Origin of the sequence: Shinella sp. BE166 (assembly GCF_051201095.1) — a bacterium.
Taxonomy (GTDB): domain Bacteria; phylum Pseudomonadota; class Alphaproteobacteria; order Rhizobiales; family Rhizobiaceae; genus Shinella; species Shinella lacus.
Genome location: NZ_JBPEHL010000022.1, coordinates 22398 through 35499, shown reverse-complemented (window position 1 = coordinate 35499; position 13102 = coordinate 22398). Strand labels below are relative to the sequence as shown.

General features: G+C 63.7%; 13 protein-coding genes. 7 read left to right on the top strand and 6 right to left on the bottom strand.

Features of this window, described 5'->3' with window-relative positions:
• Positions 1-11: 11 nt before the first annotated feature.
• Both pedF and J2Y63_RS31565 read left to right on the top strand, forming a co-directional pair.
• Positions 12-698 carry a cytochrome c-550 PedF gene (gene pedF / locus J2Y63_RS31570; protein ID WP_435269256.1) on the top strand — a complete coding sequence of 229 codons (687 nt, stop codon included), beginning with the start codon at positions 12-14 and terminating at the stop codon, positions 696-698.
• Positions 699-704: 6 nt separating this feature from the next.
• Positions 705-1601: a transporter substrate-binding domain-containing protein gene (locus tag J2Y63_RS31565; protein WP_435269255.1), complete on the top strand. Its 897-nt coding sequence runs from the start codon at positions 705-707 to the stop codon at positions 1599-1601.
• Positions 1602-1603: 2 nt separating this feature from the next.
• Here J2Y63_RS31565 and J2Y63_RS31560 read toward each other — a convergent pair whose 3' ends face one another.
• Positions 1604-2479 (bottom strand): FAD:protein FMN transferase, encoded by an 876-nt coding sequence (locus tag J2Y63_RS31560; RefSeq protein WP_435269254.1) that lies wholly within the window; start codon positions 2477-2479, stop codon positions 1604-1606.
• Positions 2476-4572, bottom strand: coding sequence for a 4Fe-4S binding protein (locus J2Y63_RS31555; protein WP_435269253.1), 2097 nt, complete (start codon positions 4570-4572; stop codon positions 2476-2478). Before J2Y63_RS31555 ends, J2Y63_RS31560 begins: the two co-directional genes overlap by 4 nt.
• Positions 4573-4684: 112 nt before the next feature.
• On the opposite strand from J2Y63_RS31555, the gene J2Y63_RS31550 reads away from it, so the two are divergent.
• The 5 genes from J2Y63_RS31550 (at position 4685) to J2Y63_RS31530 (ending at position 9442) form a co-directional block, all read left to right on the top strand.
• Positions 4685-5470, top strand: coding sequence for an ABC transporter permease (locus J2Y63_RS31550; RefSeq protein ID WP_435269252.1), 786 nt, complete (start codon positions 4685-4687; stop codon positions 5468-5470).
• Positions 5471-5762: 292 nt separating this feature from the next.
• Positions 5763-6014 carry a DUF1488 family protein gene (locus J2Y63_RS31545; protein WP_435269251.1) on the top strand — a complete coding sequence of 84 codons (252 nt, stop codon included), beginning with the start codon at positions 5763-5765 and terminating at the stop codon, positions 6012-6014.
• Between the two features lie 82 nt (positions 6015-6096).
• Positions 6097-6738: a TetR/AcrR family transcriptional regulator gene (locus J2Y63_RS31540; protein ID WP_435269292.1), complete on the top strand. Its 642-nt coding sequence runs from the start codon at positions 6097-6099 to the stop codon at positions 6736-6738.
• A gap of 199 nt (positions 6739-6937) precedes the next feature.
• Positions 6938-8992: a prolyl oligopeptidase family serine peptidase gene (locus tag J2Y63_RS31535; protein ID WP_435269250.1), complete on the top strand. Its 2055-nt coding sequence runs from the start codon at positions 6938-6940 to the stop codon at positions 8990-8992.
• Positions 8993-9094: 102 nt separating this feature from the next.
• The gene (locus J2Y63_RS31530) at positions 9095-9442 is read left to right on the top strand and encodes a hypothetical protein (protein ID WP_435269249.1); all 348 of its coding nucleotides are present in this window, start codon (positions 9095-9097) and stop codon (positions 9440-9442) included.
• An 11-nt stretch (positions 9443-9453) separates the two neighbouring features.
• Here the strand turns inward: J2Y63_RS31530 and J2Y63_RS31525 are convergent, their stop codons facing one another.
• From J2Y63_RS31525 to J2Y63_RS31510, 4 genes are all read right to left on the bottom strand, one after another.
• Positions 9454-10242, bottom strand: coding sequence for an ABC transporter ATP-binding protein (locus tag J2Y63_RS31525; protein WP_435269248.1), 789 nt, complete (start codon positions 10240-10242; stop codon positions 9454-9456).
• On the bottom strand, positions 10227-11024 hold the full coding sequence (locus J2Y63_RS31520; RefSeq protein ID WP_435269247.1) for an ABC transporter permease: 798 nt from the start codon (positions 11022-11024) through the stop codon (positions 10227-10229). The genes J2Y63_RS31525 and J2Y63_RS31520 overlap by 16 nt, the downstream gene beginning before the upstream one ends.
• Before the next feature lie 10 nt (positions 11025-11034).
• Positions 11035-11901, bottom strand: a complete 867-nt coding sequence (locus J2Y63_RS31515) for an ABC transporter permease (RefSeq protein WP_435269246.1) — start codon at positions 11899-11901, stop codon at positions 11035-11037.
• 70 nt (positions 11902-11971) lie between these two features.
• Positions 11972-13045: an ABC transporter substrate-binding protein gene (locus J2Y63_RS31510; RefSeq protein WP_435269245.1), complete on the bottom strand. Its 1074-nt coding sequence runs from the start codon at positions 13043-13045 to the stop codon at positions 11972-11974.
• Positions 13046-13102 lie beyond the last annotated feature (57 nt).

The window sequence follows — 13102 nt, the reverse complement described above, 5'->3', positions numbered from 1 at the left end:
AGGAGGACGGCATGTCGGCCAACATCATTCGCGGCGGGGTCGCCGCATTCATTCTCATGGCGACGACGAGCCTGGTGATTGCGCATGGCGACGTCGCGCCGCAACCGGTCAATACCGATGCGCTGCCCGAGGTGGGCGAGGAGTGGCTGACCGAAAACCCCTATCGCGAGGCGAAGATCGGCCATGAGGCCTGGTTGAAGGCCGTCGAGATCGGTGCCTCCGGCTATACCCAGAACTGCGCGCGCTGTCATGGCTTGGGCGCGGTGTCCGGCGGGCTTGCGCCGGACCTGCGCTTTCTGGAAGCGGAAGAAGTCGGTGACGAGTGGTTCGTGGAGCGCTTCCGGCACGGCTATACGCAGGACGGCACGACCAAGATGCCGGCCTTCGGCGACATCCTGGGCCAGAAAGCGGCCTGGGCGATCCGCACCTATGTGGAGACACGGCCGGAGGACGGCGCGCTCGATGCCCATGCCAAGCGCCTCCATGAAATCCGCGACGAACTCGGCAGCGGCAAGGTGGCCGATACGGGCGCGATCAAGAAGGAACTGGAGACGATCGCGACCGAAGTGAAGACCGCATCCGGCGCGCCGGTCGCAGACAGCGTCACCTATGAGGCTGCGCGCATCCTGTCGGACCAGCCGGAAAGCTGGAAAAAGGCGGCCGAGGTGCTGACGGTCGGCCTTTCGGCCACGCAGTAACCCGCCATGCTGCGCCGTGCACTTCTGGCCATGGCCCTCGGCGTCGCCCTTCCGGGCGGCGCTTTCGCGCGTTGCGAGGATTATGTGCCCCAAGCCAAGCCGCAGAACACCTTCGCGCAGGATGTTGGGCGCGAATTCGACCGGATCATCGAGGACGGCTGGATCGAGTTCGCCGTCTACGAGAACTATGCCCCCTGGTCCTACGAAGAGAAGGGCAAGGCTGTCGGCGTGGATGTCGAGATCGGCCGGCTGGTTGCGAAGGCCCTTGGCGTAGAAGCGAAGTTCCGCTTGGTCGCGGCCGGCGAGAATCTCGAAGCTGATCTGCTGAACTATGTCTGGAAGGGCGCTGCCGTTGGCGGTCGCGTCAGTGACGTGATGCTGCACGTGCCCTATGATAGCGCGCTCGTCTGCCGCATCGAGCAGGTGAGCTTTACCGGCAAATACGCCAAGGAAAACATCGCCATCGCCTATCGCGCGTCCGACTACGAAGAGAAGGCGCCGACGCCGCCCTTCTTCCGGTTCGACGCGGTCGCGGTCGAAAACGACGCGATCTCGGACTTTTACCTCACGTCTCTGATCGGCCCGGTGGACAAGATCCATCGCTATCGCTCGACCGCCGCGGCGATGGACGGCCTGGCGGAAGGCGACACCAAGGCGGCGATGGGGCCTCGGGCGGAGCTGGAAGCCGGGCTCTTGCGCCATCCGGATGCCGGGCTGAAGGTCCATTCTCCACCGCTTGTCGGCTTTGCGCGTGGAAGCTGGACGATCGGCGTGGGTGTGAATTTCCAGCACAAGGACCTCGCCTATGCCATCGACGAGGCGATCGAAAAAGCGCTTGCCGACGGGGAAATCGCGCGGGTTTTCGAGGCGCATGGCCTGACCTTCACGCCGCCGGAACGATAGTCTCAGAAGGTTGAAACATCGTCCGCCTCATCGACGGCGGTGACGCGCGTAATGCCGTGAACACCGCGCAGGGTCGCGCGGATCTCATCGCGTGTCATCAGGCAGAAGGCGGTCGAAAAGCCGTCCGCCATGGCGGCACTTTCTGCCTCCACCGAGATGGTCGACCAGCAGGGTCGCTCACCATGGGGTCCGAGAATGTGGAAGCCCGTGCCGAGCATCATGGCCGAAGGGCTTGATGTCGCGATGGCGTTGCCGGCGAGGCGACGTGTGGCGATCTGGCCCAGGGCCGGATCTTCCACGGCTACGCTGAACGGGCCGCCAATGGCGGCAAACTCCCCCATGTCCACGAGGGCCTGCGCATAGGCTTCCGCCAGCAGCAGGCGGCGGACCCGATCAGCCGCGTAGCCCTGCGCGATGCCGTTCAAGGTCAGCGCTTGGCCGCGAGCAAGCTGGACAGATGGTCCGATGCGCACCCGCTCCCAACCGATCGCGGCCTGTGCTTCGGTGGTGTCGCGCCCCTCGGCAAGCGCACGCCAGAGCGGCTGCACCGTCGGGTCGAAACGACCGGCCGTTGCCCGATGGACGTGGTTGGCCAGGCGGAGGAGATCGAGAAGGGCTGGCGGCGGATCTTCCAGATGGCCTAAGGCATTCAATCTGTTGAGGGCAGAGTTGGCGTTGAATAGACTGGCCGCGGCCTCGACCTCGGCAATCGTGCTGCCGATCCGTCCGGCGATACCCTGCGCAAGGCAACGCGGGCCGCGCAGATCCACCCGTACCGTGCCGCCAAGCATATCCGCCTGCCAGGTCGTGTTTTCAGCGCGCGCGGCGCCGGAAAACGCAGCCGCCGCGGCGATGAACAGGAACCGTCGTCGCTTCATACCGATGCCTCCACTTTGGCAAGCGCTTGGATTGGCGGGCGCTTTCGTTGCGCCAGCACCAACGGTACGCATTGCCGCGCGTCATCGTGGATCGAAACGCAGTCGAGACATTGGAAACATTCGCTGTAGGCGATCTCGCCCGTCTTGCGGATGGCGCCGTAGGGGCAGCGCACGCGGCAGAGCTGGCAGGGCGAGCCGCATTCGGCGCGGCGGGGTATCCAGGAGCGGGTGCGCAACAGGCCGCCGAGCACCATGACCGCGCCGAGAGGGCAGACATAGCGGCAGAAGCCCTTGAAGGTCGTTGCCGCGAGGAGCAGCCAGAAGACGGCATAGGCGACATAGTACCATTCGCGCTGGAAAAGCGTGGTGACCGCCGTCTTGAAGGGCTCGATCTCGGCGGCGGTTTCAATCTTTTCGGGTGCGAGAAAGGTGACGGCGACCAGGCCGGCGAGCGAAATCCATGCGCCGGCCTTCAAGCGTTTGTCCCAGAGGGGTGAGGGGTTCCATTGCGGCAGCCGAAGCAGGCGGCCGGCATGGTGGGCGAATTCCTGCATGGCGCCGAACGGGCAGAGCCATCCGCAGAAGAGGCCGCGTCCCCACAGGACAAATCCGAGTATGGCGGCGCCCCAGATGATCAGGGAGAAGGGATCGTAGAGCAGGACCGCCAGGCTGCCGCCGCCGTTTGCGGCCCGGAGTGCCGCGAGCGGCGTGACGATCGAAAGCTGGCCCTGGCCCCACCAGCCCACGAAGCCGATCATCAGGCCCAGAAAGGCCAGCCGTGCCGGACGCAGCACCGTCGGCGCGGCGAGCCGGTGCATGCCGGGGCCGACGGCGCCGATCAATCCCGCAAGCAGGATGCCGAGCCCGGCAACATCCCATTTTCGATCGACGATGGCGGCCTGCCATGGCGGCAGCGCCTTTGACGTTTGCGGGCGCAGGAAGAAAGCGGGGTCAGCCTTCAAGGCGAGCGGAAAATGGACCGAGCCCATTTCCGGCTTCAGCATGCCGTGGGCGCGCACGGCCTGGGCGGAGAGCGTCCAGTCGCGCGTGGGGTCGAAACCGAGGCGCCGGTCGATCCTCAGGATCATCGTCGTGCCCTGCGGCACGTCCCGCCTTGTCTCGACCATCATGTCGGCATCGCGAAGGGCGACCGGCAGGCCGTCCTGCACGGCCGCAAGCCGGTCCGGCGCGGTGTTGCGTACGAAGTCCGCCGACACCAGCCCGTGGCGACCGCCATCGATGACGAGCATGGGCTCGTCGTCTGGCGATACGCGCAGTAGGCGTTGAAGATCGGCGAAACTCTCCTCGCTCAGGACGGCCCGGGCGATGGACGGCGGACCGATGTCGACGGCCCACAGATCAAGGAACAGGCCTTGCGGATCATCTGCCGCCTCGGGATCGTCGCGCGCCCAGATCGTCGTCTTGAAGCCGTCGTCGAGTTCGGCGTTCGACACCTTCAGGTTCCGTGCCAGCCCTCGCTTGATCAGTTCCGCCCAGTCGAGCTTTTCGTCTATCGATGGATCGGGGTGCACCGGCGGGCCGCTCGCCACGCCCTGCATCTTCTCCCGCGCGACGGCGAGCGTTGCGGCGAGGATCGATTCGTGTGCGATGCGAACGGAGGCCGTGGCCTTCGTCACCCCATCGAGATAGACGAGGTCGGAGCCGCCGCCGGCCTCGCCATACGGAGTGCCGACGACGAGCGCTTCCCGGATCGAATGGCCGCGATATTGTTCGAGGAACGCGCGCAGCGGCGCTTCGCCCAGGCCGGAAACGAAGATCGGCTCGTTGTGCGCGATCAGGCGTACATCGAGAAAGCGGCCGTCGCGGTCGATCGTCACGAGCATGTTGATGGGAGCGCCGGAAAAGCCCGGAAGCGGCGCCAGCGGACCGGTCTCGAAAACATAACCTGCCTCCGCGCCACCGGAATTCAGCAGGGTCCAGACGCCCTTGTCATTCACCGGCTCGCCGAGCGCGTAGGGCGGTACGATCAGGCCTGCAAGCGCGTCACGATCGAGCGGTGCCGCGCTGGCCATCCCGGCGCAGGCGAGCAGGCTGAAAACGAGAATGCTCAGCAGGGCAAAGCGTCGTCTCATGGCGCGATCCTTCCAGCCCGATCTCTACGCGCCAGGCGAAAGGCCGCCATACGACCAAGGTCGCGGATCGAGCGAACGCCCCGGCGGCTATATTCGGTTCGGGAGAATTCGCATGTCTGAGAAGAGCATGGACGATCGCTTGCAGGGGAGCGTGTTCCTTCTTTCCCTCGGCCTGTTCGGTCTTTTCTGGGCAGCGCTCGCCGCGCTGAAGGCCGATCCGACCGTCCTGCCGGGGCCTGTCGAGGTCGCGCGGGTCTTCTGGTCGGAAACGACTGCCGGACGGTTGCCGAAAGAACTGCTGGCGACGCTTTTGCGCGTGGCCGTCTCCTTCGGGCTCGCCATGGCTGCGGGCTCGCTGCTGGGTTTCCTGCTCGGCCGGCACAGGGCGCTCGACCGCTGGGCCGATCCGTGGGTGACGATCTTCATGAACCTGCCGGCGCTGGTCCTGATCGTGCTCTGCTATCTGTGGATCGGCCTCAACGAGCTAGCGGCGATCGTCGCGGTGACCCTCAACAAGACGGCAATGGTCATGGTCACCGTGCGCCAGGGCGTGAAGTCCTTCGATCCGGCCCTCGACGACCTGGCGTTCGTCGCCCGTCTTTCGCCCCGGGAGCGGCTTCGGCACCTCATCCTGCCGCAACTCGCTCCATGGCTGGCCGTCGCCGCGCGCAACGGGATCGCCGTCATCTGGAAGATCGTCCTCGTCGTCGAATTCCTCGGCCGGTCCAACGGCATCGGCTTTCGTATCCACCTCTATTTCCAGCAATTCCAGACCGCGCATGTGATCGCCTATTCTCTCGCTTTCGTGGGTGTCATGCTGATCGTGGAGCACGCGCTCGTTCAGCCGTGGGAAGCGCGTTCGGTCGCCTGGAAAAGTGAAGCGGGGCAACGCTCTTGATGAACCCGTCGCGTGGACCCTTTTCTCAAAAATAAAAATCAGGATTTTTGTTTCCGTGGTATGCTGAATTCAGTTTCAAAGCTCCGGATGCCGCACGGTATCGATGGGATTCTGCAATTCTGAGCTTCATTTTTTCCCTCGATTTCCAAAATACTCGCCGATTTCTTTGTGTCCGAGAAGAAATCCGGATTTTTCGCTTTCCCTCAACTTGGTGATTGGGAGCCTCTTCGCAGATCGACGCGCAAATTGCGTGTCGAGGAGATGGCCCATTCACCTATCGCAAGGAGCTTTCATGAGTCTCAGTTTCCCAAACCAAAGCCGCAGCTACGAAGAGGCCGGCAAGCGCATCCGCTTCATCGGCCACGACGGCATGTTCGAAATCTCGTTTTTCGCCGGGTCCGACCTTTTTCCGGGCGCGACCTCCGAAGCCGGCTGCCTGAGGGCTTTCGACGATGCCCGCGTCTCCATCTACCAGGCGGCGCGCCGTGCCTATTCCGGCGCTCGCAAGCCGATCTATGTCCTGACACGCGCCGATTTCAGTTGATGGCCGACCAGATCGCCGTCGGGCCTGCGTAAAAAAAGCCCGGCCCTCTCTTGCGCGATCTGTCACTTAGTGACATAACGATCTGGCACTAAGTGACAGGGAGGCGGCGATCGAACGTTCGAAAACGGAAGAAGCTCGGCTACTGGTCTCACGCCATGCTGCGGATCTTTTCTGGCGGCACGGTGTGGACGGCACGAGCGGGGATGACATCGCTGCGGCATCGGGCGTGTCGAAACGCACGGTCTGGCGCTATTTCCGCTCGAAGGAAGCCTGCGTCGAGCCGCTGCTTCTGGTGACGGAATTGCGATTTGTCGCGTTGTTTCGGGATTGGCCCCGCAATGTTTCGATAGAGACCTTCCTCTATGGTGCGATGAAGTCGTTTATCGAGGGCGAACAGGCCGTTCGCGACGGCGTTGCGGCCGCACGGATCGTCGCGCTTCTTCCAAAGGAGCCGGCGTTGAGATCGGCCTGGTTGATGGCGTGCAGCCAGGCGGAAGTGGAGTTTACACAGATCGTCGCCAAGCGCATCGGCCGGTCGCCCGACGACTTCGAGGTGAAGCTCTGCGCGGCGACTGCCATGGCCGCCATGCGGCTGGTCGATGAAGACATCAGTTCGGCCGCAGTCAACAAGGGCCAGAAATTCGAACTGGATGAAGTGACCGAAAGGATCGCTTCCGCCATCCGTGCGGCCAGCACTCTGCCGATCTGCGACCCCGTCGAGTGAAATACCTGGCGCGCTTACCCGTTTCGCATCGCCACGGCTGACGCGAAACCACCGAAAAACGGAGAAACAACGCTGAAGATCCATCAAGCCCGGCATTTCGGGCTCGCTTCCGGCTGCCTGGATGAAACAGGTGCAAGACCGCCCACACTTCCGTGGGCCTCCATCGACCAGCTCTGAATTTGTTAAAGAGGATACGCTTTTGACCTACCCCGAAACCAAACGTGTCGATGTCGTCGACAATCACTTCGGCACGACAATAGCCGATCCCTACCGCTGGCTGGAGAACGACGTCCGCCGCGATCCGGACGTCGCCGCCTGGATCGATGCACAGAACCGCATCACCCGGTCGCATGTTGCGGACCTGCCTGGACGGGAGGTTTTTCGTGCGCGGCTGACCGAACTGTTCGATTTCGAACGTCTCACCGCTCCGGACAAGAAAGGCAACCGCTATTTCTTTACCCGCAATTCCGGCCTCGCCAACCAGGAGACCCTCGTCGTGCGCGAAGGCTTGGACGGGCAGGACCGTGTGCTGATCGATCCCAATAGCTGGTCGGAGGATGGCGCAAACGCGCTGGCGGAGTGGTCGGCGTCGGAGGACGGCGCGCGTGTCGCCTTCGCGGCGCAGGAGGGCGGAACGGACTGGCGAACCATCCGCGTCCTGGACGTCGAAACCGGCGCGGTGCTGGAGGACGAGGTCGCGTGGGTTCGGTTTACGTCGATTTCCTGGGCGACGGACGGAACGGGCTTCTTCTATTCCCGCTTTCCCGAACCGGAAAAGGGAAGGGTCTTCGAGGCGACCGTCGCGAGGCATGCGGTCTATTTCCATGCGCTCGGAACGCCCCAATCCCAGGACCAGCTCGTCTATGCCACGCCCGAGCAGCCGCATCTCCTTCATTTTGCCGGTGTCACCGAGGATGGCCGCTATGTCATCATTTATTCCTCGCCCGGTTCCGGCGGCAGTGCGCTGACGGTGTTGGACCTGGCGGACAAGGATTGGAAGCCCCATGCCATCGTGGAGGATTTCGAGCACTACTGGTCCGTTGTCGGAAATGTCGGGACGAAGCTCTTTCTCACCACGCAGAAGGGCGCGGAGCGCGGGAAGATCGTGGCGCTGGACCTCGGTGACACACAGCCCCAATTTACCGACATTGTCGCGGAGAACGACGCGGTCCTCAGCAGCGCATCCCTGCTCGGCGGTCGGCTTATCGTCTGCTATTTCGTCGATGCCAAGACGAAGATCGAGCGTTTCAAGCTCGACGGAACGCCGGATGGCGTCATCGACCTTCCCGGCATTGGCAGCGCCGGAGGGTTTCATGGACGCGCGGCGGATGACGAAGCCTTCTTCGTCTTCACCAGCCACAATGCGCCCACCACGATCTACCGCTACGACGTGGCCACGAATACAAAGTCTGCCTGGGCGGAGCCGAAAGTGGCAATCGACCTCGATCGCATCGTCGTCGAGCAGCGCTTCTATGCCTCGAAGGACGGCACGAAGGTGCCCGTGTTCATCGTCCGGCGCAAAGACGTCACCGGTCCGGCCCCGACCTTGCTGTATGGCTACGGGGGTTTTGCGATCAGCATGATCCCCTTCTACTCGCCCGCCTCGTTGGCCTGGGTGGAGCAAGGCGGCGTTTTCGCCGTCGCGAGCATCCGGGGCGGTGGAGAGTACGGCAAGTCCTGGCACGATGCGGGGCGTCGCGAGAACAAGCAGAACGTCTTCGACGATTTCATCGCGGCCGGCGAATATCTGAAGGCTGAAGGCATAACGTCGCCTGACGGTCTCGCCATCCAGGGCGAGTCGAACGGCGGTCTTCTGGTCGGCGCTGTGGTCAACCAGCGGCCGGACCTCTTCGCGGTGGCCCTTCCCGGCGTCGGTGTCATGGACATGCTGCGCTTCCATCGCTTCACCGGCGGGCAATTGTGGATGCAGGACTTCGGAGACCCGGCGAAAGAGCGCGATTTCCGCAACCTCCTGTCCTACTCGCCCTATCACACTATCCAGTCGACCGGAGCATATCCGGCGATCCTCGTGACGACGGCAGATACCGACGACCGCGTCATCCCGGGTCATAGCTTCAAATATGTTGCTGCCCTGCAGGCCGCCGATCTCGGCGCTCGCCCGCGCCTGTTGCGCGTCGATACCCGCGCCGGCCACGGCGCCGGAAAACCGACCGACAAGATGATCGAGGAATTTGCCGACATGTGGGCCTTCGCGGCCCGATGGACAGGACTTGAAATAGAGACGCGCACGTAACCGGTTTCGACAGAATTCGGCCGAAGAGCAATGCTGACCTCTCCAGGGACCTCAAGTGGTCGCTGGAGAGGCGCACCGTGAGAATTTAAGGAGAGACGCCGCATGACGAAGAGTTGCCCCGTCCTGACGCCTGCCGAACGGCAAGTCGTCGATATCATCGAACGCGCCAAGCAGTCCATGACCGATATGGTTCTCAAAGCCCTGGAGGCTGCCACCAAACAGGCCGCCGAAGAGATGCAGCGCGTCGGATCTCCGGAACACGCGCCGCCCTATGAGTATTTCGCCGCCGTCCTGCACCAACACATGTACTGTGTGATGTGCGGCGCAAATCCGGATACTCTTGAAGGCGGCGATCCTCGCATCGCTATCGACGTCATCCGAAACAGCCAGAACATCGCGAAACACTATTGGGGGGCCGATATCGAGCCTTATCCGCGCGAGCTTCCTTAGGGCAATCTCGCCTAGCGTTTCGCGAGGAGGTTCGTGATCTCGCGCCGGACGGCGACAAAATCGGGATCGTCGCGATAGCGTGGCCGCTCGCTGGTGATGTCGAAGATGCTGGCGATGCGCCCGGGACGGGGTTCCATCACCACCACGCGATCGGACAGGTAGATCGCCTCTTCCACGTCATGCGTCACCATGACGACAGTGCTCTTTTCGCGCTCCCATATGGCGAGAAGCTCGTCTTGCAGATGGCTGCGCGTCAGGGAATCGAGTGCGCCCAGCGGTTCGTCCAGCAGCATCAGCGGCGGCCGCGGCGCCAGCCCGCGGGCGATCGCCGCGCGCTGCGACATGCCGCCTGACAGTTCATGCGGCAGCGCTTTTTCGAAGCCGGTGAGGCCGACGAGATCGATCAGATACTGCACGCGCTTCCGCTTTTCCGCCTCAGGGCCTGCGACGCTGTGAAGGCTGACGGCGATGTTCGTCTCCACGTCGAACCAGGGCAGCAGGCGATGATCCTGGAAAACGATGCCGCGTTTGAGGCTCGGCCGGTCGATCTTTTCGCCGTCGACCAATATCCGGCCGCTGTCCGGCAGGTCGAGACCGGCCAGGAAGCGCAGGAGCGTGGACTTGCCGCAGCCGCTGGGGCCGACGATGCTGATGAACTCGCCGGGTTCGATGGAAAGCGACACATTGTCCAGCGCATGCACGGTGCGGTCGTCGACATGGAACGTCTTCGAAACATCCAGGATACTGACCGAGCCGGCCTGTGCCGCCTTGGGTCGCGAAAGAGTCAGGGCATCCGCCATGGTACGAGTCTCCTTGAGAGGCCGAGGACGAACCGGTCGAGCGTGATCCCTATGAGGGCAAGGAAAAGTACCCCGATCAGGACCTGGTCCATGCGCGCATATTCGCGCGCGGCAGCGAGATAGGCGCCAAGTCCGTCTCCCATGCCGTTAATATAGCCGGTGCCGATCAGATATTCGGCGCCGAACGTGCCGAGCCATGCGATGTTGAGCGAGAGTTCCGTTCCGGCAAGAATGGAGGGCACGGCGGTGGGGAAGATGATCTTGGTCAACATCGCGCGGCGGTCGAGTTCCACCACGCGGCCCACTTCACGGTAGGGCGCCGGCACGTTCTGGCAGCCCGCCTGCGCGCCGAGCGCCATCGGGAAAAACGCGCCGAGGGCGATCAGCGTGATCTTCATCGCCTCGCCGTTGCCGAGCCAGGCGCTGAGCAGCGGGATCCAGGCAAAGAGGGCGATCTGCCGTAGGCTGGAAATCGACGGGTCGAAAAGGCCGCGCGCGACGCCGGACAATCCGAGCAGCACGCCGGCAGCCAGCCCCAGCGTAGCGCCGATCACCCAGCCGGTGAGCGCGCGGAGCAGCGTCGCAAGCGCGGCGCCCGGAAGGGAGCCGTCGGCAAAACCTTCGTAAGCCGTGACGAGGACCTTGCCGGGCGAGACGAGAATATCACTGTTCAGCGCACCGAAGGCATCGAGCAAAGCCCAGAGGACAATCAGGGCCGCCGGCAACACGAGCGCCCGCCAGATCAGTCCCGGGCGCGAGATGGGGGAGGTGGACGTCGTCATCGCCGTGCTCCTAGACCGCTGTCTTGAACGACCAGAGCGTCGTGCGATGCTGGAAGCGTGTCAGGGCATGATCGAGCGCCCAGCCGACGAGACCGATGACGATCATGGTGGCAAAGACCACGTCGAGCTGGAAGGCCTTGCGCCCCCACATCATCAGATAACCGAGGCCTGCGGCCGAAGAGATCATCTCGATAAGGATCAGCACCTTCCAGCCGCGGCTCATCGCCTGGCGCACACCGGTGAGGATCGACGGCAGGATGGAGGGCCACACCACCAGCCGGACGCGGGCAAACCAGGAGAATTCCAGCGCGCGGGAGACGTCATCGTATTTGCGCGGGCGGTTGCGGATGCCCTCATAGGCGCCCACCATCAAGGGCAGGAAGCATGTCTTGGCGATGAGAACGATCTTCAGCCCTTCACCGATGCCGAAAACCAGCATGAAGAAGGGAAGCCAGCCGAGCGACGGCACCAGGCAGATGGCCCGCACCGTCGGGGCCACATAGATGTCCAGCGTGCGGAAAAGCCCGAAGCCGAACCCGAAGAGTAGGCCGAGCCCGCCACCGAGCGCCAGGCCGGCTGCGACGCGCCCCAGGCTGACGAGCAACTCGGCCGGGAGTTGCCCCGTCACCAGAAGGTCGAGCGTGGTTTCGTAGACCAGCCGAGGATCGGGAAGGATCTGTTCGGCCAGCCATTCCTGATGGACGGCATAGGACCAGAGCGCCAGAAGTGCGATCGGCGGCACGATCCCCAGCAGAAACAGCTTGGCCCATCGCGGCAGCCGGAAGGCTGCGGCAGGATGCGAGGAAGCTTTGCCGGCCGCCCTGTTGAAAGGTGCTGCGGCGATCGATCCTGCGGTTTTGAAAGTCACATCGGACATTCTTTCTCCTTTCTTCCACCGGCACAGCCGGCCGAGGCGTCAAGTCCGGGGCGCGGGATGAACGGGTTCGTCAGAACTGGACGGCCTTGCCGTCGGCCGCGCGCGGGGTCCAGAAGGCCTCATAGCCGAGATCGGCAAGCGTCTTGGTCAGCAGGCTGTCCTTGATCCATTCGTCGACGTCGAACGGCTTGCGCACCAGCTTCTGCTCCAGCGTGAAGTCGAGCCCGGCCTTGATGTTCGCGCGGTAGAAATCGTCGAGCAGCGGGCTGTTGCGGTCGCGCAGATCATCGCCCGCATAGTCGGCGACATAGCTCTCGCGCGGGGAGCCGGTGAGGGCGAAGATGTCGTAGAGCTTGTCCCGGTTCTCATCGAGGCTCGCGAAATGCGAGGCCTGCACGTAGCCACGCAGGACCCGCGCGACGATCTCGGGATTGGCCTCGGCAAAGCTGTCAAGCACGGTGAAGGAGCCGAAGGTGGAGCCCGGGGCAGGGCTGCCCTTGGTGCTGTAGAGAACCTCGACCAGCCCGCTCTTCACCAGCGCCAGAACCTGGTTGCCCTGGCCAAGCAGCGCGTCCACGTCGCCCGACTGGATCGCCGCGGTCTGGTCGGCGCCCTGGAGGTCGAAGATCTGGACGTCCTCGTTCTTGAGGCCAACGCCGGCCAGGATGAGCGAGAGCGAGAGTTCGAAGATCGTGCCGCGCTGGAAGGCGACCTTCTTGCCCTTGAGATCGGCAAGCGTCTTGATTCCAGCCGCGGGGCGCACGCCGACATAGGTCGGCGAAATGCCGGAGGCGGCGAGCACCGTGGTGCGCACGCCCGCGCCGCGGCCGACGACGTTCGGCAGGCCGCCGTAGCTCGCGAATTCGAGCTGGCGGTTGGCGAAGGCCTCGTTGATCGCTGGGCCGGTGCCACGCGGGAACTGCCATTCGATGCGAATGCCGTCGGGCTCGAATTCCTTCTCAAGCAGCTCAAGCCCGCGCAGCACGCCGATCGAGCCGTTGCCATAGGGCCGGCCGGCCGCATTGCCCGGACCCGCGAGCCGGATGACATCCGGCTTGGATTGCGCGCGGGTGATGGAGAATGTGGCGGGAAACACGGCCGTTGCCGCAGCCAATCCCAGAAAAGTCCTGCGTGTCGGTTGCATTGCCAAAATCCTGTTCAAACTTTTACGGGGCCGAGCCGCCGCGACCGGCGGCCGGCT